General features: G+C 65.6%; 23 protein-coding genes. 10 read left to right on the plus strand and 13 right to left on the minus strand.

The genetic code is table 11. From position 1 onward, the window contains the following. Positions 1-92 precede the first annotated feature (92 nt). The 6 genes from I6F28_RS06165 to I6F28_RS06190 all read left to right on the plus strand — a co-directional run bounded on the left by I6F28_RS06165 (position 93) and on the right by I6F28_RS06190 (position 6,312). Positions 93-2,381, plus strand: a complete 2,289-nt coding sequence (locus tag I6F28_RS06165) for a transglycosylase domain-containing protein (protein ID WP_036005842.1) — start codon at positions 93-95, stop codon at positions 2,379-2,381. Between the two features lie 10 nt (positions 2,382-2,391). Then, on the plus strand, positions 2,392-2,970 hold the full coding sequence (locus tag I6F28_RS06170) for a DUF1214 domain-containing protein (RefSeq protein ID WP_036005844.1): 579 nt from the start codon (positions 2,392-2,394) through the stop codon (positions 2,968-2,970). Beyond that, complete coding sequence (locus I6F28_RS06175; RefSeq protein WP_036005846.1) at positions 2,967-3,551, plus strand: DUF1254 domain-containing protein; 585 nt, start codon at positions 2,967-2,969, stop codon at positions 3,549-3,551. Before I6F28_RS06170 ends, I6F28_RS06175 begins: the two co-directional genes overlap by 4 nt. A 218-nt stretch (positions 3,552-3,769) precedes the next feature. After that, entirely contained in the window at positions 3,770-4,552 is a 783-nt protein-coding gene (locus tag I6F28_RS06180) for a sulfite exporter TauE/SafE family protein (protein ID WP_225139716.1), read from the plus strand. 142 nt (positions 4,553-4,694) lie between these two features. Continuing rightward, positions 4,695-5,774, plus strand: a complete 1,080-nt coding sequence (locus I6F28_RS06185) for a Cj0069 family protein (protein ID WP_225139484.1) — start codon at positions 4,695-4,697, stop codon at positions 5,772-5,774. A 130-nt stretch (positions 5,775-5,904) separates the two neighbouring features. Continuing rightward, positions 5,905-6,312 carry a GFA family protein gene (locus tag I6F28_RS06190; RefSeq protein ID WP_225139485.1) on the plus strand — a complete coding sequence of 136 codons (408 nt, stop codon included), beginning with the start codon at positions 5,905-5,907 and terminating at the stop codon, positions 6,310-6,312. A 237-nt stretch (positions 6,313-6,549) separates the two neighbouring features. On the opposite strand, the gene I6F28_RS06195 is transcribed toward I6F28_RS06190, so the two are convergent. The 9 genes from I6F28_RS06195 to I6F28_RS06235 form a co-directional block, all read right to left on the minus strand. After that, positions 6,550-7,029, minus strand: coding sequence for a DUF411 domain-containing protein (locus I6F28_RS06195; RefSeq protein ID WP_225139486.1), 480 nt, complete (start codon positions 7,027-7,029; stop codon positions 6,550-6,552). A gap of 73 nt (positions 7,030-7,102) precedes the next feature. After that, entirely contained in the window at positions 7,103-10,294 is a 3,192-nt protein-coding gene (locus I6F28_RS06200) for an efflux RND transporter permease subunit (protein WP_225139487.1), read from the minus strand. Then, complete coding sequence (locus tag I6F28_RS06205) at positions 10,291-11,712, minus strand: efflux RND transporter periplasmic adaptor subunit (RefSeq protein ID WP_225139488.1); 1,422 nt, start codon at positions 11,710-11,712, stop codon at positions 10,291-10,293. The genes I6F28_RS06200 and I6F28_RS06205 overlap by 4 nt, the downstream gene beginning before the upstream one ends. 81 nt (positions 11,713-11,793) lie before the next feature. Next, positions 11,794-12,186 (minus strand): FixH family protein, encoded by a 393-nt coding sequence (locus I6F28_RS06210; protein WP_225139489.1) that lies wholly within the window; start codon positions 12,184-12,186, stop codon positions 11,794-11,796. A gap of 94 nt (positions 12,187-12,280) precedes the next feature. Beyond that, on the minus strand, positions 12,281-12,742 hold the full coding sequence (locus I6F28_RS06215; protein ID WP_346276206.1) for a hypothetical protein: 462 nt from the start codon (positions 12,740-12,742) through the stop codon (positions 12,281-12,283). A 53-nt stretch (positions 12,743-12,795) separates the two neighbouring features. Continuing rightward, the gene (locus tag I6F28_RS06220) at positions 12,796-13,983 is read right to left on the minus strand and encodes an MFS transporter (RefSeq protein WP_225139717.1); all 1,188 of its coding nucleotides are present in this window, start codon (positions 13,981-13,983) and stop codon (positions 12,796-12,798) included. Positions 13,984-14,043: 60 nt separating this feature from the next. Continuing rightward, complete coding sequence (locus I6F28_RS06225) at positions 14,044-15,219, minus strand: MFS transporter (RefSeq protein ID WP_036005950.1); 1,176 nt, start codon at positions 15,217-15,219, stop codon at positions 14,044-14,046. Next, positions 15,216-16,577 (minus strand): NAD(P)-binding domain-containing protein, encoded by a 1,362-nt coding sequence (locus I6F28_RS06230; protein WP_225139490.1) that lies wholly within the window; start codon positions 16,575-16,577, stop codon positions 15,216-15,218. Before I6F28_RS06230 ends, I6F28_RS06225 begins: the two co-directional genes overlap by 4 nt. 48 nt (positions 16,578-16,625) lie before the next feature. Continuing rightward, complete coding sequence (locus tag I6F28_RS06235; RefSeq protein ID WP_109145872.1) at positions 16,626-16,943, minus strand: ArsR/SmtB family transcription factor; 318 nt, start codon at positions 16,941-16,943, stop codon at positions 16,626-16,628. Between the two features lie 129 nt (positions 16,944-17,072). Between I6F28_RS06235 and I6F28_RS06240 the strand changes: the two genes are divergently transcribed. From I6F28_RS06240 to arsC, 4 genes are read left to right on the plus strand one after another with little or no spacing between them, the layout of a single operon-like run. Next, entirely contained in the window at positions 17,073-17,435 is a 363-nt protein-coding gene (locus I6F28_RS06240) for an ArsR/SmtB family transcription factor (RefSeq protein WP_225139491.1), read from the plus strand. A gap of 52 nt (positions 17,436-17,487) precedes the next feature. Next, positions 17,488-17,955 carry an arsenate reductase ArsC gene (locus tag I6F28_RS06245; RefSeq protein ID WP_249781831.1) on the plus strand — a complete coding sequence of 156 codons (468 nt, stop codon included), beginning with the start codon at positions 17,488-17,490 and terminating at the stop codon, positions 17,953-17,955. Next, positions 17,955-18,656, plus strand: a complete 702-nt coding sequence (locus I6F28_RS06250; protein WP_225139492.1) for an aquaporin — start codon at positions 17,955-17,957, stop codon at positions 18,654-18,656. Before I6F28_RS06245 ends, I6F28_RS06250 begins: the two co-directional genes overlap by 1 nt. Then, positions 18,653-19,054, plus strand: coding sequence for an arsenate reductase (glutaredoxin) (gene arsC, locus I6F28_RS06255; protein WP_225139493.1), 402 nt, complete (start codon positions 18,653-18,655; stop codon positions 19,052-19,054). The genes I6F28_RS06250 and arsC overlap by 4 nt, the downstream gene beginning before the upstream one ends. Before the next feature lie 32 nt (positions 19,055-19,086). Here the strand turns inward: arsC and I6F28_RS06260 are convergent, their stop codons facing one another. Genes I6F28_RS06260 through I6F28_RS06275 form a run of 4 tightly spaced genes read right to left on the minus strand, consistent with a single transcriptional unit; the run spans position 19,087 to position 23,941 of the window. Next, positions 19,087-19,851 carry a hypothetical protein gene (locus tag I6F28_RS06260; protein WP_036005895.1) on the minus strand — a complete coding sequence of 255 codons (765 nt, stop codon included), beginning with the start codon at positions 19,849-19,851 and terminating at the stop codon, positions 19,087-19,089. Between the two features lie 2 nt (positions 19,852-19,853). Continuing rightward, positions 19,854-20,063, minus strand: coding sequence for a hypothetical protein (locus I6F28_RS06265; protein WP_036005954.1), 210 nt, complete (start codon positions 20,061-20,063; stop codon positions 19,854-19,856). Between the two features lie 8 nt (positions 20,064-20,071). Continuing rightward, positions 20,072-20,515, minus strand: a complete 444-nt coding sequence (locus I6F28_RS06270) for a hypothetical protein (RefSeq protein WP_057027189.1) — start codon at positions 20,513-20,515, stop codon at positions 20,072-20,074. Positions 20,516-20,539: 24 nt separating this feature from the next. Next, complete coding sequence (locus tag I6F28_RS06275) at positions 20,540-23,941, minus strand: CHAT domain-containing protein (RefSeq protein WP_524536098.1); 3,402 nt, start codon at positions 23,939-23,941, stop codon at positions 20,540-20,542. Positions 23,942-24,147 lie beyond the last annotated feature (206 nt).

Consider the following 24,147-nt stretch of genomic DNA (forward strand, 5'->3'; position numbering starts at 1 on the left):
CCTTGGGTTTGCCGCAACATACCCGCAAGACGTCTCGATGCCGCCCCGGCCGGGTGCTTGAACGCTTTCGAAGCAAGCCGCAAGGGTTCTAGGTGCGCCAGATCATACCACCGCATTGGAAGCAGAGGATCCGGAATTTCTTCCTGGATCTCGATGCGCGCATCGACTCCTCGCTGTTCTCCTCGGCCAAGGGCATCCGCGAGCTCTACGAGCGCTACTCGACCTTCATGGACCGCTTCTATGTCGGGCGGTGGAAGCGCTGGGTGTTCATCGAGCCATTCTCGGAGGCCGCAACCCTCGGGCTTGGCGGCCTTGTCGTGATGCTCGCCCTCGCCATTCCGGCCTTCCGCGAGACCGCGGACGAGGACTGGCTGAAGAAGTCCGACCTCGCGGTGAGCTTCCTCGACCGCTACGGCAACCCGATCGGCAGCCGCGGCATCAAGCACAACGACTCCATTCCGCTGGAAGACTTTCCGGACGTGCTGATCAAGGCGACGCTGGCGACCGAGGACCGCCGCTTCTACGAGCATTTCGGCATCGACATCGCCGGCACTGCGCGCGCGCTCGTCACCAACGCGCAAGCCGGCGGCGTGCGCCAGGGCGGCTCCTCGATCACCCAGCAGCTCGCCAAGAACCTGTTCCTGAGCAACGAGCGCACCATCGAGCGCAAGGTCAACGAGGCCTTCCTCGCGATCTGGCTGGAATGGCGCCTGACCAAGAACGAGATCCTCAAGCTCTATCTCGACCGCGCCTATATGGGCGGCGGCACCTTCGGCGTCGACGGCGCGGCGCATTTCTACTTCAACAAGTCCGCGCGCGACGTGACGCTGGCGGAAGCGGCGATGCTCGCCGGCCTGTTCAAGGCGCCGACCAAGTACGCCCCGCACATCAACCTGCCCGCCGCCCGCGCGCGCGCCAACGTCGTGCTGGACAACCTCGTCGATGCCGGCTTCATGACCGAGGGCCAGGTGTTCGGCGCCCGCCGCAACCCCGCCTTCGCGGTCGACCGCCGCGACGAGGCCTCGCCGAACTATTATCTCGACTACGCCTTCGACGAGATGCGCAAGCTGGTCGATACCTTCCCGAAGTCCTACACCGAGCGCGTCTTCGTGGTGCGCACCGCGATCGATGCCAACGTGCAGAAGGCGGCCGAAGACGCTGTCGAGAACCAGCTGCGCCAGTTCGGCCGCGACTATCACGCGACGCAGGCCGCGACCGTCGTCGCCGATCTCGACGGCGGCATCCGCGCGATGGTCGGCGGCCGCGACTACGGCGCCAGCCAGTTCAACCGCGCCACCGACGCCTATCGCCAGCCCGGCTCCTCGTTCAAGCCCTACGTCTACACCACCGCGCTGCTGAACGGCTACACGCCCAACTCGATCGTGGTCGACGGCCCGGTCTGCATCGGCAATTGGTGCCCGCAGAATTATGGCCATTCCTATTCCGGCTCGGTGACGCTGACGCAGGCGATCACCCGTTCGATCAACGTCGTGCCGGTGAAGCTGTCGATCGAGATCGGCCGGAAGAACGAGCCCAAGACGCAGAACCCCGCCAAGGTCGGCCGCGCCAAGATCGTCGAGGTCGCGCGCCGCTTCGGCATCAAGGCGCCGCTGCCCGACACGCCGTCGCTGCCGATCGGCTCGGACGAGGTCAACGTGCTCGAGCACGCTGTCGCATACGCGACCTTCCCCAATCGCGGCAAGGCGGTGACGCCGCATGCGGTGCTGGAAGTGCGCACCGGCGCGGGCGACCTGGTCTGGCGCTGGGACCGCGACGGCCCGAAGCCGCGGCAGGCGATCCCCGCTTCCGTCGCCGCCGACATGTCCGGCATGATGAGCCACGTCGTCAGCGAAGGCACCGCACGGCGCGCCGCGCTGGACGGCATTCCGACCGCGGGCAAGACCGGCACGACCAATGCCTATCGCGACGCCTGGTTCGTCGGCTTCACCGGCAATTTCACTTGCGCGGTGTGGTACGGCAACGACGATTACTCGCCGACCAACCGCATGACCGGCGGCTCGCTGCCGGCGCAGACCTGGCACGACATCATGCTCGTGGCGCATCAGGGCGTGGAGGTCCGGGAGATTCCCGGCATCGGCATGGGCCAGAAGCTGCCGCCGCAGCATGTGAGCAACGCGCAGGCCAACGCAGCGCCGAAGGTGCTGGAGACCAAGCCCGGTCCGCCGCCGGTGCTGACCAAGCGCGGCGCGGACATCCTGGTGCGGGTCGAGAAGCTGCTGGATGATGCGGCAAAGGCCGCGAACAAATCGACGGCGAATGACAGCAAGCCGGCCAGGCCGTCCTCGTCGACGAGCGCGCTCGCCTTCCCGCAGAACTATGCGGAAGACAACGCCAACACCTCTGCCCCGCGCAAGAACTGATCGAAAGCAAGTGCGGCTGATCCTGACCACATTGACGGCGCTTCTTCTCGCGACGGTCGTCGGCGTCGGCGCGACGTGGATGACCACGACGCGCGGCACCGAGATCGGCGCGCTGACCATCGGCCCCTGGACCGCACGGCCGCGCACCGGCACCGCCGACGTCGATCCCTATTCGCGCGCCACCATCGTCCGCAACGGCGAGCTGCCGATCGGCACCGGCGACGGTGTCGCCTTCACCGCCACCACCGACGACAGGAAGAAGGCGCTCGACGGCCGCTGCGACGTGGTCGTCTCCGGCGTGACGCCGCCGGCGCGGTTCTGGACGCTGACGCTCTACGACCGCAAGGGCCATCTCGTCGCCAATTCGCTGCAGCGCTACGGCTTCACCAGCCAGGAGATCGTGCGCTCCTCCGACGGCTCGTTCGAGATCCGGATCGCCTCGCGCTCGCGCGCCGGCAATTGGCTGCCGACCGGCGGCATCGAGCGCTACGCCTTAATGCTGCGTCTCTACGACACGCCGGTCGGCGTTGGAACGCGCACCCAGCGCGATGCGCCGATGCCGAGCATCACCACGGTGGGCTGCTCATGATCCGGCTCGTCTTCACCGTCGTCGCCGGCGTGGTGCTGGGCCTCGTGGTCCATCTCGTCAGCGTGCTGGCGCTGCCGCGGATTGCCACACAGGATGCCTATTCGCGGCTGACGCCGATGACCAGGGTGAACGCCGTCACCCAGCTTCCCCTCGCCGATCCCAACAATTCGCCGATGCCGTTCATGGATCCGGCCTTCGCGCTGGCGATCTGTCGTTATGATCTGTCTGGCGGGCCGATCAAGCTCACCGTGCCGGTGAGCCAGGCCTACACCTCGGTGTCGTTCTACACCCGCAACGAGATCGCCTATTACGCCATCAACGACCGCTCCGCGGGCCGCAAGGTGATCGAGCTCGACCTGATGACGGAAGCGCAGCATAGCGAGCTGCCGGAGGACGAAGAGGTCACCGCGGCCGACCGCCTGATCATCGATTCCCCGACCACGACCGGCCTGATCCTGATGAAGGCGCTCGCGCCCGAGCCCGGCTTGATGCAGCAGGCGCAAGGCTCGCTCCAGGCTGCGACCTGCGCCCCGCAGACCGAGCCGCCGGCCAAGGCCGAGGCACCGCGCAGCCGGCGGTGAGCGCGGCCGCCAACAAAGTGCGAAAACAACCCCATGCACAGTAGCGGGGCGTTGAAATCATTACGCTCTTCCGCCGACCGCAACGATACCGCCGGGGACGCGTGCGTACCTTTGACTCGTCGGGCAAAACAGGGGCATACTGGCATCATCGAGAGTTGATCACACCCGCACGGAGCCGTCCGTCGCGGGTGTTGTCTTTGGCGCATCTTTCCGTGTCCATGCGAAACAATCCTGCCGCGTTCGGCTCGGGCACAATCATCGGCACTCTGGGCGGCTTGATTGGTCTCGGCGGTGCAGAATTTCGGCTGCCCCTGCTCATCAGCCTGTTCGGATTTCGCGGCCTCGAGGCCGTGATTCTGAACAAGGCGACGAGCCTGATCGTGGTGGCGAGCGCACTGCCGTTTCGCGCACGCGCCGTTCCGTTCGCGGAGATACATGCCCATTGGCCGATCATCCTGAACCTGCTGGCGGGCAGCCTCGTCGGCGCCTATGCGGGGGCATCCTGGGCGACGCGTCTGGAGTCCGGGACGCTCTACAGGATCATTGCCGTCCTGCTGCTCCTGATCGCCGGCATGCTTCTGTTCGCACATGGCAACGAGGCGGCAACCCCACCGGCGCTGACAGGCGCGAGCCTGATCGTCGGGGGCATAGCAGCGGGCTTTGCGATCGGGATCGTGGCATCGTTGCTCGGCGTTGCCGGAGGGGAATTCCTGATCCCCACCCTCATCCTGTTGTTCGGCGCGGACGTGAAGCTGGCAGGCAGTCTCTCACTCGCGGTGAGCCTGCCGACCATGCTGGTGGGATTTGCGCGCTATAGTCGCGACCAGAGCTTTTCGGTGCTCCGCGCGAATTGGCAGTTCATGCTTGCGATGGCCATCGGGTCCATCACCGGCACATTCATAGGCGGCCTGCTTCTGGGCGTCGTCCCGAATTCGATTCTTCTGCCGGGATTGGCTGTGATCCTGGTCATTTCGGCAGTGAGAATCTGGCGGCATGAGTAGGCTGCCTCAGGGTGACTATGCGGGACCACTCTTGAAACTTGAAGGCCATCTCACGTAAAATGGTCCGCGTGGGGACGATGCAGACTCCCCGTGAGACCCAGGTCCAAGCTCTGCGCAGCACGCAATTCCGTGGAGCTTGCGCATGGACACCGAACGTCACTCCTCTCCCCTCCGAACCATCTCCATCCTCTCGCGCGGCGACATTGTCGCGCGGCGCGAGGCGACGGCGCAGAACAGCCGCTTCGTCCGCGTCTTCGAAGCGCTCGCCGCCGCGGGCATCGACGCCTTCCCAGTGATCTATGACGAGAGCTTTGCGGGCGCGGTCCGCGACCAATTGCTTGCAGCCGACGGCGTGCTGGTCTGGGTCGATCCGATCCACCAGGGCAAGACCCGCGCCGAGCTCGACGCCCTGCTGCGCGACGTCGCGGCGCAAGGGCCATGGGTGAGCGCGCATCCGGACATCATTCTGAAGATGGGCGTCAAGGAGGTGCTCTACCGGACACGGCATCTGGGCTGGGGCGCCGACACGCACCGCTATGACACCGCCATAAGCTTCCGCAGCCAGTTTCCGGCGCGCCTTCGTGCCAGCGGCCCGCGCGTGCTGAAGCAGAACCGCGGCAATGGCGGCCAAGGGGTCTGGAAGGTTGAGGCCCTGCCCGATACCGAAGGCATGGTTCGCGTGCTGCATGCGCAGCGCGGCAGCACGCCGGAGGACATGCCGATCGATGCGCTGCTCGCACGGTGCGAGCGCTATTTCGGTTGGGGCGGCTGCATCATCGACCAGGCGTTTCAACCGCGCCTGCCCGACGGCATGATCCGCTGCTACATGAGCGGCGCCAAAGTCGCAGGCTTCGGACACCAGAAGATCAAGGCGCTGATCCCGCCGCCGCCGGAGGGACCGGAGGCGCCTGAGGCGCAGCCCGGGCCGCGGATCATGCACGGGCCTGATGCTCCGCCATTCCAGGCGCTGCGAGGAGCGATGGAGGACGAATGGACGCCGCAGATGATGGCAACGCTCGGCATCGATGAGTCGTCATTGCCGGTGATCTGGGATGCGGACTTCCTGTACGGGCCGAAAGATGCGGCCGGCGCAGACACCTACGTGCTCTGCGAGATCAACGCGAGCTCGTGCTTTGCGATCCCCGAGGAGGCGCCGGCTGCGATCGCGCGGACGGTGAAGCAACGGCTGATGCGGATCGAGCGCACACGGGCGCGAACTTAGCCTGGTCGCGCTCGTCGGAAATGGCAGCAGCTGTCAGCGACAGTAGGACGCAATCTCGAATTGGTTGCATTGTTGAAGCCAAAACGCTCGAGAGCTATCGATCTGAAGTTATCTTCGATCGGAGGAACGCATGAGCAAAATCACGGGCGGCTGTCACTGCGGTGCAATCCGTTACGAGGTCGAAGGCGAGGCGATCGTGCACGCGCTTTGCCACTGCCGCGATTGCCGGCTACACGCCGGGGCTCCGGTCGTCGGCTGGACGATGTACCCGGACGGCGCGGTCAAGGTGACCAAGGGCGAATCGAAGGTTTACCGCTCCTCGGAACACGGGCGGCGGCACTTTTGCAGCGCGTGCGGAACCGGACTGTTCTACGTCAATGCCAGCATGCTGCCGGGGGTCATCGACATCCAGAGCGCGACCTACGACGATCCCGAGGCCGTGCCTGCCACGATGCAGATCCAGGTCGCCGAGCGCCTGCGCTGGATGGAGCATGCGCATGAATTGCCGACCTTCGAGCGCTATCCGCCGCAGCCGTAGTGGTGGCTAGGCGGAATGACCTTAGGTTGAATCGATTGCCACGGGCTCGGTGCAACCTCTCCCGCTTGCGGGAGAGGTCGACGCGAAGCGCCGGGTGAGGGCTTTCTCCTCTTGGGGATTGTCCCATTGCGGAAGCACCCTCTCCCCAACCCTCTCCCGCGAGCGGGAGAGGGAGCGCACCTCCGTCGTTGCGCGATCAGGGCTCATGTCATCGCACTCTAGCCTCGCGCAGCACTCTCAATCAATTTCCTGCGCGCCGATGAAGCGCATGAACGGCTTCTGACCGTCGGCACCGAACAGCACGACCTCGTAACGCTGCGACTTGCCGCCTTCCATGCCCGGCGATCCGACCGGCATGCCCGGCACGGCTATTCCCTTCGCGTTCGGACGCTCCGCGAGGAGGCGTCGCACGGCCGCAGCCGGCACGTGCCCCTCGACGACATAGCCAGCGACCTCTGCCGTGTGACACGCGACCAGGTTCGAGGGGACGCCGAGACGCGCCCGGATCGGCTCGAGGTCGGGAGTCTCCTCCACCTGGGCGGTAAATCCTGCGTCCCGCAGATGCTGCACCCAGCCGGCGCAGCAGCCGCAGCTCGGATCCCGGTGCACCGTGAGCGCGGCTGCGTCGGATGCTGCCGCGGCGGGCCTTGCAAAAGCTGCCGCGGCCATCAGCCCGACAAGGGACCGGCGGGTCATCAGATATGCGCGTTGCTTCATCTTCGGCTTCATCTTCGGCTTCCTCTTCTGTCACTCCGTCGCCCTGACATATGATCGTGCGTCACGGCTCGCCTCATCCGGCCGGCTCCACGACGCGCAATCTGGCGCCGATCGGCTTGGGCATCTCAGCCGGTTGTTCTCTGTCCTCGCGCGTGGGCGGCAGGCGGACACCCTTCACCAACCCGAAGATCGCCGGGATCACGATCAGCGTCAGCAGCGTCGACGATATCATGCCGCCAATCATCGGCACCGCGATTCGTTGCATGATCTCCGACCCGGTTCCGGTGCTCCACATGATCGGCAGCAGGCCCGCCATGATGGCGACGACCGTCATCATCTTGGGACGGACGCGCTCGACCGCGCCCACCATGATCGCCTCGTGGAGATCCTGCCGGGTGAGGCCCCTGCCCTCGGCGCTGCACGTCGCCTTGATCTCGGCCAGGGCATGCTCGAGATAGATCAGCATCACGACGCCGGTCTCGGCGGCGACGCCGGCAAGCGCGATGAAGCCGACGGCGACGGCGACCGACATGTTGAAGCCGAGCCACCACATCATCCAGATGCCGCCGACCAGCGCGAAGGGCAGCGACAGCATCACGATCAGGGTTTCGGTCATGGCCCTGAAATTCAGGTACAGCAGCAGGAAAATGATCGTCAGCGTCACCGGCACCACGATCTTCAGGCGCGCCGCGGCGCGCTGGAGATATTCGTACTGACCGCTCCAGACCACGTAATATCCTGATGGGAACTGGATGCTGTCAGTCACGGCGCGTTGCGCATCGGCGACGTAGCTGCCGATGTCGCGATCGCGGATGTCGACGTAGACGTAGGTCGCGAGCTGGCCGTTCTCGGTCCGGATCGAGGTCGGCCCCCGCGCCGGCTCGACCTTCGCGACCTCGCCGAGCGGCACCGCGCCGCCTGCGGGCATCGGCACCAGGATATCGCTGGCGATCGCCTTGGGATTGTCGCGCAGGTCGCGCGGATAGCGCATGTTCACCGTGAACCGCTGCCGCCCCTCCACCGTCGTCGTGACGGTCTGGCCGCCGAGCGCCGCCGCGATGGTGTCCTGAACATCCTGGATCAGGATGCCATAGCGGGCGAGCGCCTCGCGATCCGGGACGATCTCGAGATAGTAGCCGCCGATGCCGCGCTCGGCATAGGCCGATGAGGTGCCCGGCACCGTCTTGATCACCCGTTCGACCTGCTTCGCCAGCCGGTCGATCTCGACGAGGTCGGTGCCCATCACCTTGACGCCGACGGGGGTGCGGATGCCGGTGGACAGCATGTCGATGCGCGCCTTGATCGGCATGGTCCAAGCGTTGGAGACGCCCGGAAATTGCAGCGCCTTGTCCATCTCCGCGATCAGGCTGTCGATGGTGACGCCTTCCCGCCAAAGCTCCTTTGGCTTCAGGCTGACCACCGTCTCGAACATCTCGGTCGGGGCCGGATCGGTCGCGGTCGCCGCCCGTCCCGCCTTGCCGTAGACCGATTCGACCTCCGGGAACGACTTGATGATGCGGTCCTGCGTCTGCATCAGCTCGGCCGCCTTGGTCACGGAGATACCGGGCAGCGTCGTCGGCATGTAGAGCAGCGTGCCCTCGTTCAGCGTCGGCATGAACTCGGTGCCGAGCTGCCGCGCCGGCCAGATCGTAACAGCGAGCACGACCAGCGAAGCCAGGATCACCGGCGTCTTGGCGCGCAGCACGCCCTTGATGACCGGGCGGTAGATAAAGATCAGGAAGCGGTTGATGACGTTTTTCCTCTCCGGCACGATCCTGCCGCGGACGAAGATCACCATCAGCGCCGGCACCAGCGTGACGGACAACAGGGCCGCGGCCGCCATCGCGAAGGTCTTCGTGAACGCCAGTGGGCTGAACAGCCGCCCCTCCTGCGATTCCAGCGTGAAGATCGGCATGAACGAGACAGTGATGATGAGCAGGCTGAAGAACAGTGCCGGCCCGACCTCGGATGCCGCGTCGATCAGGATCTGGACGCGCGACTGACCGGGCTCGGCGCGCTCAAGGTGCTTGTGCGCGTTCTCGATCATGACGATCGCGGCATCCACCATGGCGCCGATCGCGATCGCGATGCCGCCGAGGCTCATGATGTTGGATCCCAGGCCCAGCAGCTTCATGGCGCCGAACGCCATCAGCACGCCGACCGGAAGCATCAGGATCGCGACCAGCGCGCTGCGGACATGGAGCAGGAACACGATGCAGACGAGCGCGACGACGAGACTCTCCTCGAACAGCGTGTGCTTGAGCGTGTCGATCGCCGAATAGATCAGGCCCGAGCGGTCGTAGACCGGGACGATCTCGACCGATTTCGGCAGGCTGCTCGCAATCTCCTTGAAACGCTTCCTGACGTTTTCGATGACGTCGAGCGCGTTGACGCCGAAGCGCTGCAGCACGATGCCGCTTGCGACCTCGCCCTCGCCGTTCAGCTCCGCAATGCCGCGCCGCTCGTCGGGTCCGAGCTCGACATTGGCGACGTCCCGCAGCAGCACCGGCGTGCCGTTGCTGGTCTTCAGGACGATGTTGCCGAGATCGTTGATGCTCTTGATGTAGCCCTTGCCGCGAATGACGTATTCGAACTCCGACAGCTCGACCGTGCGGCCGCCGACGTCGGCATTGCTGGCACGGATCGCCTCCCGGATCTTCTGCATGCTGATGCCGCGGTCGCGCATGCGTTGCGGGTCGAGCACCACGTTGTACTGCTTGACGAAGCCGCCGATGCTGGCGACCTCGGCCACGCCTTCGGCCTTGGCGAGCGCGAATTTCAGATTCCAGTCCTGGATCGTGCGCGTGTCGGCGAGGTTCAATTCTTTCGACATCACGGCGTATTGGTAGACCCAGCCGACGCCGGTCGCATCGGGCCCGATGGTCGGGGTGACGCCGACGGGAAGCCGCGACGTGGCGCCGTTCAGGAACTCCATCACGCGCGAGCGCGCCCAATAGATGTCGGTGCCGTCCTCGAAGATCACGTAGACGAACGACACGCCGAAGAAGGAGAAGCCGCGCACCACCTTCGATTTCGGCACGGTCAGCATCGCCGTCGTCAAGGGATAGGTGACCTGGTCCTCGATCACCTGCGGCGCCTGGCCAGGATATTCGGTGTAGACGATGACCTGGGTGTCCGAGAGGTCGGGGATCGCATCCAGCGGCAGATGCAGCAGCGCGTAGAAGCCGGCGGCCGCCGCAAAGCCGGTGCCGAACAGCACCAGCAGCAGGTTGCGCGCCGACCAGGCGATGATGCGGGCGATCATTTGTGCTCTCCCGTCGCATGGCCGGCGTCGGAGGCTTGAGGCGCAGCCTCGGCAAAGCCTTTGAGCGCGGCCTTCAAATTGCTTTCCGCATCGATCAGGAAGTTGGCTGATGTGACCACCGCTTCGCCTTCGGCAAGGCCGTCGCGCACCTCGATAAAGCCGCCGCCGCGCCGGCCGAGCTTCACTTCCCGCGGCTCGAAGCGCCCGTCCCCCTTGTCGACGAGGACGGCCTGCCGCGTGCCGGTGTCGAGCACCGCGCTGTCCTGGATCGTCAGGACAAGCGCGCTATCGGCCGTGTCGACGTCGGCATCGACATACATGTCCGGCAGCAGCAACGCTTCGGGATTGGCGAGCTCGATGCGGACGCGAACCGTCCGGGTTTCGCGGTTCACCTGCGGATAGATCACCGCGATCTTGCCGGTGAAGCTTCGGCCGGGGAAGCTGCGCGCGCGCACCGCGACGGACTGCCCGACCGCGATGTTGCCGAGATCGCGCTCGGCGACGTCGACCAGCGCCCAGACCAGCGAGGTGTCGGCGATGCGGAACAGCACGTCGCCGGGATTGGCGCGCATGCCTTCGATCGCGTTGCGCTCGAGCACGATCCCGTCGCGCGGCGCCGACCAATGGATGGTGACGGGCGCGACACGCGTTCTCTCCATCTCGGCGATCACCCGCTCGGGGACGTCGAGATTGATCAGCCGTTGCCGCGAGCCGCGGCCGTAGATCTCGACCCCGCCGACGGTCTTGGAGGTGATGGTCGCAAGATAGTCGGCCGCCGCGGAGGCGACCGCCGAGCTGTAGATCTCCATCAGCGGCTGGCCCGCCTTGACGCGGGAGCCGGTGGTGACGTCCGCGATCTTCTGCACGAAGCTCTCGGCCCGCATCGCGATCACCGAGACGCGGCGCTCGTCCAATTGGATCGTACCGGGCGCCTTGACCAGGACTTGGACCGATCGCCGCGCCACCGGCTCGGACTTCACGCCGCTGCGCTGGATCTTGCCGGGCGACAGTTTCACCGTGCCGTCATCGGCGTCGTCGCCTTCGTAGACGGGGACATAGTTCATCCCCATCGGGTCCTTCTTCGGCACCGGCGAGGTGTCGGGCAACCCCATCGGATTGCGGTAGTAGAGGATTTTTCGCGATGAAGCCGCCTGCGGTGGCTTCGGCTCTGCCTGGGCGGCCTTGTCGTCATCGTAGACCGGCAGATAGTCCCGCCCGCGGTCGTCCTTCTTTGGCCCGGCGGACCAAAGCGGCGCGCCGCTCGGATCGCGATAGTAGAGCGGAGTCCGGTCCGCTGGCGCCGCAGCCGGGGTCACCTCGGCATGGACCGACCAGCGCCCCTCGTTCGAGAACCAGTACGCGCCAAGGGCGAGGCCACTGCCGAGCGCGAGAGTCGTCAAGAGACGCAACGTCTTCATGGTTGTTTCGCGCGCTCGGAGCGCGCGTCCATGTGAATGGGAAAGAGAAAGTTCGGGCACCGTCCGACGGCGCCCGAAAGCTCACTTGATCGCCTTGACGATGACCTTGCCGGTGACCGTCTCAGGCTCGCCCTGCACCTTCGCCGAGAGCGTGACCTGATAGCGGCCGGCCATCGGCAGGTCCGTCCTGAAGGCGTAGACGCCCGGCTCCTTGGAGGGCAGTGGCGCGACCGCCGATTCCATCTCGGCCATGCCGTCCGGAGCCATGTCGACGCGCGTCTTGAAGATGACGGCATCAAGCACCGGCTTGCCGGTCTGCTTGTTGGTCAAGCGAATGGCGAGCGTGACGTCGTCGCCCTTCTTCATCTCGGGATTGACCGGCTCGAAAGCGTAATCGCCGGCACCCGCCAAGGCGACTGAAGCGGCGAGCGAAAGGGTGGCGGCAACAGCCGCGGTGCTGAACTTGGAAAGCATTGTCCTGTCCTCATGAATTGATCTCGACCGCGACGCTTGAATGCGCACATCCAGTCATCGCCGCGCGGGGCGTGCCCGCGCGCGTCTTGAGAGATCAGATTCGAGGAGGCCGGAAGGGAGGACTGCCGCCGCGCGAGTCGACGACTTGATCGGCAGGAATAGCGGTTTCCGCTGCCGCGACGGCAAGGAATTCGAACGCCAGGGGACGAATGTCCGCCAGTGCGACGGTGCCGCCGACACAGCAGAAGCCCATCCCGCATTGGTAGCCGGTGTCGGAGCCCGTTCCCTTCATGTCGGGACAACAATCGTGCACCGACATATCGTCGTCGCCGCCGACCTGCATGGCCGCCTGCATGTCACCCGATGACATCGCGACGCCGGAAGCGGACACGCCAGCCGGCAGCATCGCCAGGGAGATGGCGATGGCGAATGCCAGGATGGTCCGAACGATCCGCATGAAACGTGCTTTTAACCTTTTGGATACCTTTGGGAACCGCAACGTTGCCTGAGTACCATAGTCTGCGGCCGAATGCATTCTTTGATCAAAGTCAAGCATTCGTGACCGAGGCTCCGAGGCCTGTCAGGCCGACCGCCCGCATCCTGCCTCGCCTATCGCGACTTCGATACCAGCTCGCCGGACCGCGCCGTCCGCGACCATAGCAAGGCGAGCGGGCCGAGCGCGATCCCGGCCGCGAGCACGATGAAGGCCAGCAGCCAGCCCTCTGCACTCTGCGGGCCGCCAGCGGCATCGAGGGCAACCCCGGTTCCCCAGGCTCCGATCGCCGATAGGCCGAACCCGACCGTCGAATGCAGGGCCAGAGTCGCCCCGCGATGCTCCGAGACAGCCGCGGCCGACATCCCGGCTGTCAATGCACCGGAATACGCCGGCACTGTCAGGCCATAGATCATCAGCAGCAGCGCCAACACCCATGCCGGAGCCGTCGCATTCAGGCCGATGACGAGGGCAACGCAAGCCGAGGCGATCATCACCACCGTGATCGCCCGATGTCGCCCGAATTTCAGTGCGGCCTCGTTGCCGAGGATGCTGGCCGGCATGGAGATCACTGCAAAGCAGAAGCTCATCAGGACCGGGCTCAGCCATGAGGGCGCACCCTGATGCGCGACGACGTAGGTCCAGAACCCGACCAGCCAGGTGCGAATGCCGTAGAGCTCGAAGCAGTGCGCGCCGTAGCCGAAGATGTAACCGAGCGCCTTGCGGTTGGCCAAGACGGGCGCAAAGTTCAAAAGGCGTCCTGATCTTGGAGCGGGACTGCGGCTCTCGATCAAGAGACACGCGACCACCATCGCGATGGGACCGATGCCGGTCACGTAGAACGCGGTCCGCCATCCCCAGCCGTCGGCGAGGACTTGGGCGATCAGGAACGACAGGCCGACGCCCACCGAGAAGCTCGACGTGTAGAGCGTGACCGCCCGCGAGGTGTCGCCGGCGGGCAGCCGGTCCGTCAGTGCCTTGATCCCCGGCATGTAGGCACCGGCAAAACCAAGGCCGGCGAGCGACCAGATGATGGTCCCCGACCAGAAGCCTTGCGCGAAGATGCCAAACGCGACGGTCGCAAGTCCGCTGACGACAGAGCCGCCGAGGAGCACGAGCCGTGCGTCGATGCGATCGGTCAGTGTCGTCAGCACGGGCACCGCCAGCATGTAGCCAAACGCGTAGCCGCTCGCCATCATCCCGCCTTCGGCGGCGGACAATCCCCACATCGGCATCAGATGCTGGGCCAAATTCGCGGACAACGTCACGTGCGGCAGCAGATTGCCGAGCTGGCCGATACACATCACCGCAATCAGCGGCCAGCCGCGCAAGCTACGAATGTTCCCCTCCCATCGGACAGCGACTCATGTCGTGTGATCCCCACGGAGCAGCAGAAGCGCGAAGAATGCAGAGACCGAGGCCAGCGCGCCGATCCAGAGCGCGCTGCTGCCGAGATGCTCCACCATCAGTCCCAGCGCAAGCGGCGCGAAGGCGCCCGTTGCCCTCGAAGGCAGCGAAATCATCCCGACCCGTCTGCCGAACCCGACCGGCCCAAACAGCGCCAACGGCAGCGTACCACGGGCAATGGTGATGATGCCGTTGCCCGCGCCATACAGCACCGTGAAGAGCGGTGCGAGCAAAGGGCCGCCCGCAACCAGCGCAAGCACCCCGATCGGATTCATGAGCATGGCGAGCCGCGCCGACAGCAGCGGATGAAACCGGCCAAGCCATCCTGCTTCCAGAAGGCGGGCGCCGACCTGCGCCGGTCCGACCAGTGCTCCCGCCAGCAACGCCTGTGCCGGCGTGGCACCGAACGCGACCAGCATGGTGGGCAGAATGGCCGAGACTCCGGAGCTGACAAAACTCGCGGCCGCAAACATGTACGCCAGCAATATCATTGCAAAGGTTTCGCTCTGGCGGCCGGATTGCTGGCTTGCGCCCGTGCTCGGTCCGGCCTCCTGATGCAACGGAGCGGCACGGGGCAGCGCAAGGTTGAGCGGCAAGGCAAGGCCGATGTGGATCACCGCCCAAAGCTGGCAGGCCGCGCGCCAGCCGTACTCCGTGGCGAGCCATGTCGTGAGCGGCCAGCCGAGTGTGCTGGCGAAACCGGCGATCAGGGTGATGCCGGTGATCGTTCGTCGCGCATTGGCGCCGTAAATGCGCGCAAGCGTCGCGAACGCGGCTTCATAGAGGCCCATGCCCATGCCGATCCCGAGCAGGATCCAGGCTGCGATAAGCACCGCTACGCCATAGGCCACGGACAGCAGCAGCAAGCCCGCCGCGAAAACGAGGTTCGAGACGGCAAGCAGGCCGCGCCCACCGAACGTATCGATGGCGTGCCCAACGCGCGGACCAAGCAGGCCGGAGATGACGAGCGCTCCCGACAGCGCGCCGAACACGTAAGTCGGCGCTAGTCCGAGATCGCTCGCGATCGGCGCGGCCAGGATCGCAGGAAGATAGTAGCTCGACGCCCACGCGATGGTCTGCGCGGTGCCGAGCGCGATGACGACGGTGAGCGGGCCCGCAGTGCCTCGGCTCATGAGCAGCCGCACCCCGCACCGCCCGCCTTCCTGGCGGATTCATCGGCGGCACAGCAGGCCGAAGGTTCGGCCTTGGCCGGGCCGCCGCAACATCCCGCTGCGGCGGAGGACTCCACGCCGGCGCGTGTGCAGACGCCGGTCTCCGGGAGCACGAGCTCGACCCGTGCCGCGGCCTTCTTGTCGCCGGCGATGTCGGCGACGATCGATCGGACCTGCTCGTATCCGGTCATCATCAGGAAGGTCGGCGCACGTCCGTAGGATTTCATGCCGGCGAGATAAAAGCCCGGCTCATCATGCGCCAGCTCGCGCGCGCCGTGAGGCCGCACCGTTCCGCAGCTATGCTCGTTGGGGTCGATGAGCGGCGCGAGCGCGAGGGGCGCCTCGATCGCCGGATCGAGCCGCAGCCGCAGCTCGGAAAGAAGCGAGAGATCGGGCCGGAAGCCGGTCGACACCACCAGCTCATCGGCAACCACACTCCGCGCAGCCACGCCGGCGCCTGCCGAAATCCTGAGGCGGCCTTCGATCTCCGAAATGTGAGTGACAGCGAAGCCGGTCTCGACCGCAATCTTTCCGGCAGTCACCAGCGCGGCGAAGGCTGACCCCAGCTCGCCGCGCGCGGCAAGCTTGTCGTTGCGGCCGCCGCCAAAGGCCTTTGCCGGATCGTCGCCGCGCAGCAGCCAAACGGGCCTGGTGCCGGGCGCCTCCTCGGCGAGCCGCGCGAGATCGATCAGCGTGCCCAGCGCGGAATGGCCGGCACCGAGCACAGCCACGGCCTTGCCCGCATATCTGCTGCGAGCGGAGCCGCGCACCGCCGGCATGCCATAGGCGATGCGACCGGCGCATTCGCGTTCGCCGAGCGCCGGCAGACCGTTGCTGCCGGCGGGATTGGGCGAGAACCACGTGCCGGAGACGTCGATGACGGCATCGGCGCGCAGCACCTCATCGCCTTTGCCGTTCTGGTAGCGGATTTCGAACGGCGTCTGGTCCCGCCCCTTCGTCTTCGCCTTGTCGAAGCCGGCGCGGCTGATCGCCGTGACGCGGCTCGAGGTCCGGATCGTCTCGCGCAGCGGCGTTCGCGTTGCCAGCGGCGCGAGATAGCGCTCGATCAGTTCGCCGCCGGTCGGATAGGAGCTTGGATCCGGCGAATTCCATCCCGTCGGCGCAAGCAGGCGCGCCGCGGCCTTGTCGACGTTGTATTCCCACGGCGAGAAGAGCTGGACGTGCTGCCATTGCCGTACCGCATGCCCGGCCTCGGGTCCGGCTTCGAGCAGGACAGGGGACATGCCGCGTTCGAGCACATGAGCGGCGGCCGCGAGGCCGACCGGCCCCGCCCCGATGATGGCTACCGTCTTGTCCATTCCGAACTCTCCATCCTTCTAGAATTATGGAATAACTGATCAAATGAGTCAGGCTGCGGTCTGCGCAGCCTTGCATCCCGCTTCTTCCGCACAGCACTCCGCGGCCAGGAAATCGACCAGCCCGCGCATGGCGTCGAAATTGGCGCGGCAGATCAGGGTGGTCGATTCCCTGATCTGACTGACCAATCCGACCGAGACCAGCGTCTTGATGTGGTGCGACAACGTCGAGGCCGGGACCTTCAGCTTGTCCTGCAAGCGGCCGACCGGCATGCCCGCGTGCCCGGCCCGAACCAGCGCGCGATAAATCTGCAGGCGGGTCCGATTCCCCAGGGCTTCCAGGCGTGCTGCTGCGTCGTCGATCTTCATGAGCGACACGGTGCGCCGGTGCAGCTCCCCTGTCAAACGATATTTCTAGAATATTGGAAATTTCCGTTCGCGCAGTGACCGGAGGCTTCCACATTGACTCGGCGCTTATAATTCCATAGATCTGGATATGTGGAAACAGGACAAGCCGTCTTGGCGCTCGCCGCGCTGTCTCAATCGACCCGTCTGGAGGCGTTCCGGACGCTGGTCAGGCACGAGCCTGAGGGTCTTGCGGCCGGCGATCTCGCCCGCCTGTTGGAAGTCCCGCAAAACACGCTGTCGGCGCATCTGTCGATTCTGAGCCGCGCCCGCCTCGTGTCCTCCGAGCGGCACAGTCGCTCGATCGTCTACCGCGCCAATCTCGACGAATTCCGCGACGTCGCGCTCTTCCTGCTGCGCGATTGCTGCGGCGGACGGCCGGAGGTTTGCGAGCCCGTCGTCGAGACCTTGCAATCGTGCTGCTCGCCAAAACGAAAGGAGCGAAGCCGTGTCTGATCACAGGTTTAACGTCTTGTTCCTATGCACCGGCAACTCGGCGCGATCGATCTTGGCTGAGTCGATCCTGCGCAAGGACGGCGGCGGCCGCTTTCAGTCCTTCTCCGCCGGCAGCGCCCCGAAAGGCGCAGTTCATCCGCTGGCGTTGCGCACGCTGGAACAGACGGGCTATCCCACCGACGGAATGCGCTCGAAAAGCTGGCTGGAGTTTGCCGCTCCGGATGCACCGGTGATGGATTTCGTCTTCACCGTCTGCGACAACGCAGCGGGCGAGTCCTGTCCGATCTGGCCGGGCCAGCCGATGACGGCACATTGGGGCATCGAGGATCCTGCCGCGGCAGAGGGTTCAGAACTGGAGAAACAGGCGGCATTCGTCACCGCGTTTCGCTATCTGAGAAACCGCATCGCTACATTCGTGAACCTCCCGCTGAGGAGCATCGACAAGCTTTCGCTCGGCATCAAGCTGCGCGAAATCGGCCGCTCCGAAGGTGCAACCGATTTGGCGCCGAAGGCCGGCTGATGGACAGTTTCGATCTCCCGCGGCGCCTCGCGGCTGAAGCGCTCGGCACGGGTATTCTGGTCGCCACCGTGGTCGGCTCCGGCATCATGGCGGAAACGCTGACCAAGGACGTCGCCCTTGCGCTGCTCTGCAACACCTTGCCGACCGGGGCCATCCTGGTTGTCCTGATCACGGTGCTCGGTCCGATCTCCGGCGCACATTTCAATCCCGCAGTGACGCTCGTCTTCACCGGCAAGCGCGAGCTGCCGGTCAACGAGGCCGCGCTTTACGTGATCGCGCAGATCGCTGGCGGCATCGCGGGAACGCTGGCGGCGCATCTGATGTTCGGCCTGCCGCTGCTCGACCTCGCGACGAAGGTCCGAACCGGAGGGCCGCAATGGTTCGCCGAAGCGGTCGCTGCGTTCGGGCTGGTCGCGACGATCCTGGCCGGCATCCGGTTTCAGCGGACGGCCATCCCCTGGCTGGTCGGCCTTTACATCACGGCCGCCTATTGGTTCACGGCTTCCACGTCGTTTGCCAACCCTGCGGTGGCCATCGCAAGGTCGCTGACGAACACGTTCGCCGGCATTCGCCCCGCTGACCTGCCCGGATTCATCCTCGCGGAACTCTGCGGCGCCTTCGCGGGCATGCTGCTGATGAACTGGTTGCTCGGCCGCTCACGCGCGTCCGCCTCGGTCGCAATCACGGAGACAGTTCGATGACCGTCACGATCTATCACAATCCCGCCTGTGGCACCTCGCGCAACACGCTGGCGATGATCCGGCAGAGCGGCGTCGAGCCTGATGTCATCGAATATCTGAAGACTCCACCCTCGCTGGACAAGCTCAAGGAACTGATCGCGAGCATGGGCATTCCGGTCCGCGCGCTGCTGCGCGAGAAGGGAACGCCTTACAAGGAGCTCGGCCTGGACGACCCCAAATGGAGCGATGAGCAGCTCCTCGATGTCATGATCGCCCACCCTATCCTCATCAACCGGCCGATCGTGGTGACGCCAAAGGGCACGCGCTTGTGCCGGCCGTCGGAAGCCGTGGTCGATCTCCTGGACAATCCGGTTGGCCGGTTCGTGAAAGAGGACGGCGAAGTGGTGGAAGCGCGCTAGGCTGCAAGCGCGCCTGCGAAGGTGCAGTCGAGCTATCCCAGCAAGCCCTTCAACCCCGCATAGATCGAGCCGATACCGGTCGCAGCAACGCCCGCGAGCGGCCCGACGGTCTGCATGAGATCCTGAATCAAGCGGGCACGACGGCGCAGCTGTTCCTCGCCGACATGCTGCCCGAGCAGCCGCGCCACCCTGAATGCGAAAGCGTTCGGCTTGCCTCCCTGCGTCAGCACACGCGGCAGGATCTGGAAGATCACGACGCTGAGAATGTTGCCGGAGACGAAGGCGAGCAGGATGCTCGCGCCATATTCGAACACTTCACGCCATTCGATCCAGATCGTCGGAAGGATCGGAACATGGTCATGGATCCCCGTAACCGTCAGCATTGACAGGACGCTGACGGCCGCTGCCAGGAACGCCAGCACGAACGCCGTCAGGGCGGATACCCGGTGCAACGGATAAGCCACGAAGCCGAACAGCAGCGGTATGGCGATCGATGCAATCCGGAGCGGGATCGGGGACACGTTGAAGGTGATGGTCACGAGCACGTGCGCGATCACCAGCAGCAGGGCTGGAATGACCACATAGAGCACCGCATGCGTTCCGTAATAGCGCAGCGGATTGTTGTAGCGCTCGAGACGGACGTTGACGCGATCGAGATCCCGCCTGAGCTTGTCCAGCTCGGCAACGATCTCGTCGATCTCGAGGAGCGTCGGTCGCACGACGCGCAAGTCGCGCGAACAATGCTTGCACGCGATGGCTTCGTCCTTGATCGTCTCGGCGCAGAACGGACATTCCATCGCTAGCGCGACTTCCCTCGCCTCATAATGGCTTCGATCTCGCCTCTGGCCCGCTTCAGTTCATCGCGCAGATCCTCGCGCTTGCGCAAGAGATCGTCGCGCTCGGCAAGCAACGTGGCGGGAACGGCGATGTCGCGCCCGCACGAGGCGCAGACCAGCGCACCCTCGGCATTTTCCGACCGGCAGTAGAGGCACGCCACTTGCGAGTTCACCTGCGAGCTCACTTGGGCGCAACCTTCAGGGTGAAGACGGTCGTGCCCGGCCGGCCATCGCTGTCCTTGATGTCGACACGCATCGTGTACTCGCCCGGCGGCAACTCCGCATCCTGCATGTTGATGCCATCTGGCTGCACGAAGGGCCTGACCCGAGGCGTCAGGTCGACGTTCGGCGTTCGGAGGAAGATCACCTTGACCGATTCCGGATCGATCTTGGCCCCGCCATAGGACTGGAATTTCAACACCAGCCGCAGAGGAGAATTCGCGGGAGCGCCCGGCGAGACGAACTCGATCTTCGGGCCGCGCATGATGCCGCGCTGATCGACGGCGACCGCGCCCTTGGGAGGCGGCAGCTTGGCCTCCTCTTCCGTGATCAATGGCGCAGCGCGCGAGGATCCCGCGGCCAACAGACCTGCAACCACCAGAGCCAGTAGAGCATTCCGCTTCATTTTCCTTGCCCCCTTTCCCATTCGTCAACGCAAGCCGCCATCGCCGATGATCGTGTAAGGCGCCCAGAACAGCGGATGCGCATAGGCAAACTCGGTCTTGCCCTCGCTGTTGAGATAGCCGGGACCATCGACAAGAGCCATCGTCGCCTGGCGCAGCGCTTCGCTGCGCGACAGCTTGGGATCGTCGGCCTGTCGCTTGAACAGGTCCGTCACCAATTGCCGCGCCGACTGGGAGTGCACCGACCAGTTCGTCACCAGCAGGGCGCGCGTGCCGGCGTAGAAGAACGCGCGGCCCAGCCCGGAGGCCGCCTCGGCCCCTGCGCCTGCGCCGGCGCCGGTATTGCAGGCCGACAGGACGACCCAGTCCGCATCGAGCTTGAGACCGAGAATCTCTTCCATCGTCAGCAGTCCGTCGCCGCCCTCGCCCGTCACCACCGGCGACGACAGAGCGAGCGCCGGCTGCGTCAGCCCATTCAGCTCGCCCGGGACGAGGCCATGGGTCGCAAAGGCCAGGATCCTGAAGCCGGAGAGATTCATCGTCTTCACCGCGCTCTCGGTCGCGCTCTTGCCGAGGAACAGCACCTTCGAGGGATCCGCCTGCAAGGCCAGCGCGATCGACTTCAACTCGTCCGCGGTGTCGGGCAAACGGGGCAACAGACCGAGTTCGGCGCTATCGACGCCGTCGAGCTTGGGACTGTTGCGCCGCTTCAGCGGCCCGCCGCGCGTGATGTTGCCGCCGGCATCGGCCAGCTGAATCTTCTCACCTGTGCCTTCCGCCTCGGCGTGCTGATCGCTGTTGAAATAGGGATCGCCGAACGCGACGAGGTCGCCGCGGCCGGGCTTGCCGGGCGGCAACTGCCGCAGCGTGCGCAGCGCCGCCGCCGACGGCACCGTCGACACGGCATGGGTTCGCGCCAGCCACGGCACGTTGCGATAACCGACGAAGAGCGGGTCTTCGTCGGCGGCCACCTCCGCCGGTGCCGTCGGCAACAAGGCGAGCGGCAGCAGGCCCAGCGCACCGTTGGTGACAACGATCAGGTTCTTGGCCGGCTTCCAGCCGCTCTCGACCGGCTTGAGCAGCAGCTCGTACAACTCATGGCCGAGCTTGAGATCGAAGGGCGGAATGTCCGAGATCATCGCGGCCTGCGGCTCGAGCGCTTCACGCAGCTTGCGTATCTTGCTCTCGATGTCGCCGATCCTGGCCTGGACGGCGGCGAATGCCACCGGCCCCGACTTCGGCACGGCCCAGACGAAGCTGCCGTTCTGGCCGAAATAGAACGACAGCATGGCCTCGCCGTCGGTCAGCGTCGCGCGGATCTCGGCGACGCTCGGCGGCCTGGGCGAGACGAGATCGGCATAGATCGGGAATTTCTGCTTGATCTCCTGGCGCGCCTTGTCGCGCTGGCCGCGCAACGCTGCGATCGAGGCCTGTATCTGCTGCACGCCTTTCTCGTCGCGTTCCGCTGCGGGAAGCGCGAGCACGTTGTTAAGCGTACCGAGCTGGGCGTTGACCTGCTTGCTCAGATCCTGCTCTTTCCGCACGAGCTCGGCGAGCGCGGGATCCTTTGCCGCCGCACGCGCACTCGAGGCAGCCAGCGCCTGCTGCACCGAGCGGCCGCGGACGGCATCGGCCAGGCTGAATGTCTCTTCGCCGACATTGGTGCCGCCTCCTTCCACCCTGCCGAGCAGCAGCAGATAGCTCTCGACGATGGTCTGCAGCCGCTGGCTGCGCGCGGCCACCACGGTCGTGTTCTCGTCGTCGGCGTTATCGTTGGCGCTCGCCATCATCACCGGAATGGCGGCCTTGAACTCCCTGATCGCGTCGGCATCGCGGCGGGCGCGCATCAATCCGACCGCCAGCGTGCCGCGTGCCGAGGCGGCGTCGAAATGATTCTCCCCCACCCGCGCGATCTGCCTCTTCACGAGCTGCTCCGCGGCGGCAATGCCGGCGTCCAGCTGCCCGGAATCATAGAGGGACAGGATGCGAGAGGGATTGAGCTCGAACACCTGGCGGCGCTGCGGGTCCCAGCCGGCGACGGCCTTTTCTATCCTCGCAAACATTTCGCCCGCTTCGGCGTTCTGGCGGCGAAGCGTCAGGATGCCCGCAAGCTGCGACAGCAACTGCACCGTCGCCTGCGAATCCTCGGGCACACCCACCGTCTTGTTGATGTCGAGGGCGACACGGCCGAGCTTCTCGGCCTCTTCGTAGCGGCCCTGGTCGACCAAAATGCCCGCCAGCCCCATGACGAAGCGCGGCGTGACCGGATTGTACTTGCCGGTATCCTTCAGGCGCGACAGCAGCGCGCGGCGCGCATCCACCTCGGCCTCGGCCAGCTTGCCCTGCTTCGCCTTCATGCGCGCCTGGCTCAACACGGTGCCATCGATCGCCTGCAGCAGAAGGGTCTCGGCCGGCGCACTGTCCGACGCCATGATGGCCTTCGTGCTTGCGCGCTTGCGCAGCTCGGCGGTGCGATAGGCGGCCTCGGCATCGGCGAACTGTCCGCGTGCCTCGAAGATCGCGGCGCGAGTGAGCTCCAGCTCGCCTTCCCAGCTCTGGCCGAACTTCGCATAGGCCGCACGCCAATTGGGATGGCCGCTGGTGCGGGCCTCCTGGATCGCGGTCTGGGTGCGGCGGAGATAGGCTTCGGCCTGTGCGAGGTCGCCCATCTGGATGAGAACGACCGCGATCCCGCGGTTTGTCACGAACTGAAATCCCTTGGCGCCCGGCATGCTGGCCGATTCGCGCAAAAGTCTCTGCATGATCTCGAGCGCGCGCTTCGGATCGCCCGCGAGCGAGTGTTGCAGGGACTGGAGCTGCAACATGCGCCCCAGCAAATTCGGGCCGACTGCGCCGCGCCCGACCTCCACGGCCTTGTCCGCGTCAGCCATCGCTTCGGCGAGCCGGCCGAGCTGCGCGCGTGCATTGGCGCGATCGAAATAGAGCTGCGCGAGGTCCTGGCGGGACTCCTTGCCCGTGGGCACGGCGTCGGCCTCCGACTTCAATTCCGCGATCATCTTCTCGTTGGGCTTGTCGCCGTCGAGGATCGCCGTGATGTCGGAGATGCTGCGCGGCGGGGCGACGAAATCCTTCGGCAGTGCCGTGCCTGCCTCGAGCTTGGGCGCCGTTTCCTTGGGAAGCTCGACGGCGACATTGGCGCGGCCATTGGCGGCGTTCAGCGCCGCCATTACGCAGGCCCTGACCTGGGGCGAGGCCTTGGCGCGGCAAGCTTCGAGATTGGCGCCGCCAGCGCGCATGCAGGCCTGCACGATCGGCTTGCCGACGCTCATCCGGCAATTCTCGAGCGCTGCTTCCTTGGTCAGCGCGGCTGCGGAGCCGGTCGATCCGAGCAGAATGGCAACTGCCAACAGGCGGCGCGAGGAAATGTCCCGACGGCACTTGCGCAGACGCGCGGCGTCTAAGCTCATCTCGAAGGACCTTTGGACAAAATGAATTCGAAAGAAACGTGGTGATCCTATCCGGCCTGCGCGGAAGGACAAGGGCAATCAATGCGGTTCCCGGAGGACCTCAACTGGTGGGCGGCGACAGGCGGCGCACTCCTGTGGAACCGGTCAGGCGGCCCGGGGAATCGGGCCGATCGGCCGCGGGGCGGCCGCGCTCAAAGGGCTGAGGA

The organism is Bradyrhizobium sp. NBAIM14 (assembly GCF_020193895.1).
Classification (GTDB): Bacteria; Pseudomonadota; Alphaproteobacteria; order Rhizobiales; family Xanthobacteraceae; genus Bradyrhizobium; species Bradyrhizobium yuanmingense.

Excerpts from the sequence above, each read along its gene's own strand:
- I6F28_RS06175 (WP_036005846.1), top strand. The coding sequence starts at position 2,967 with ATGATCCGGCTCGTCTTCACCGTCGTCGCCGGCGTGGTGCTGGGCCTC.
- I6F28_RS06180 (WP_225139716.1), top strand. The coding sequence starts at position 3,770 with ATGCGAAACAATCCTGCCGCGTTCGGCTCGGGCACAATCATCGGCACT.
- I6F28_RS06185 (WP_225139484.1), top strand. The coding sequence starts at position 4,695 with ATGGACACCGAACGTCACTCCTCTCCCCTCCGAACCATCTCCATCCTC.
- I6F28_RS06190 (WP_225139485.1), top strand. The coding sequence starts at position 5,905 with ATGAGCAAAATCACGGGCGGCTGTCACTGCGGTGCAATCCGTTACGAG.
- I6F28_RS06195 (WP_225139486.1), bottom strand. The coding sequence starts at position 7,029 with ATGAAGCAACGCGCATATCTGATGACCCGCCGGTCCCTTGTCGGGCTG.
- I6F28_RS06200 (WP_225139487.1), bottom strand. The coding sequence starts at position 10,294 with ATGATCGCCCGCATCATCGCCTGGTCGGCGCGCAACCTGCTGCTGGTG.
- I6F28_RS06205 (WP_225139488.1), bottom strand. The coding sequence starts at position 11,712 with ATGAAGACGTTGCGTCTCTTGACGACTCTCGCGCTCGGCAGTGGCCTC.
- I6F28_RS06210 (WP_225139489.1), bottom strand. The coding sequence starts at position 12,186 with ATGCTTTCCAAGTTCAGCACCGCGGCTGTTGCCGCCACCCTTTCGCTC.
- I6F28_RS06215 (WP_346276206.1), bottom strand. The coding sequence starts at position 12,742 with ATGCTTGACTTTGATCAAAGAATGCATTCGGCCGCAGACTATGGTACT.
- I6F28_RS06220 (WP_225139717.1), bottom strand. The coding sequence starts at position 13,983 with ATGTGTATCGGCCAGCTCGGCAATCTGCTGCCGCACGTGACGTTGTCC.
- I6F28_RS06225 (WP_036005950.1), bottom strand. The coding sequence starts at position 15,219 with ATGAGCCGAGGCACTGCGGGCCCGCTCACCGTCGTCATCGCGCTCGGC.
- I6F28_RS06230 (WP_225139490.1), bottom strand. The coding sequence starts at position 16,577 with ATGGACAAGACGGTAGCCATCATCGGGGCGGGGCCGGTCGGCCTCGCG.
- I6F28_RS06235 (WP_109145872.1), bottom strand. The coding sequence starts at position 16,943 with ATGAAGATCGACGACGCAGCAGCACGCCTGGAAGCCCTGGGGAATCGG.
- I6F28_RS06250 (WP_225139492.1), top strand. The coding sequence starts at position 17,955 with ATGGACAGTTTCGATCTCCCGCGGCGCCTCGCGGCTGAAGCGCTCGGC.
- arsC (WP_225139493.1), top strand. The coding sequence starts at position 18,653 with ATGACCGTCACGATCTATCACAATCCCGCCTGTGGCACCTCGCGCAAC.
- I6F28_RS06260 (WP_036005895.1), bottom strand. The coding sequence starts at position 19,851 with ATGGAATGTCCGTTCTGCGCCGAGACGATCAAGGACGAAGCCATCGCG.
- I6F28_RS06270 (WP_057027189.1), bottom strand. The coding sequence starts at position 20,515 with ATGAAGCGGAATGCTCTACTGGCTCTGGTGGTTGCAGGTCTGTTGGCC.
- I6F28_RS06275 (WP_524536098.1), bottom strand. The coding sequence starts at position 23,941 with ATGAGCTTAGACGCCGCGCGTCTGCGCAAGTGCCGTCGGGACATTTCC.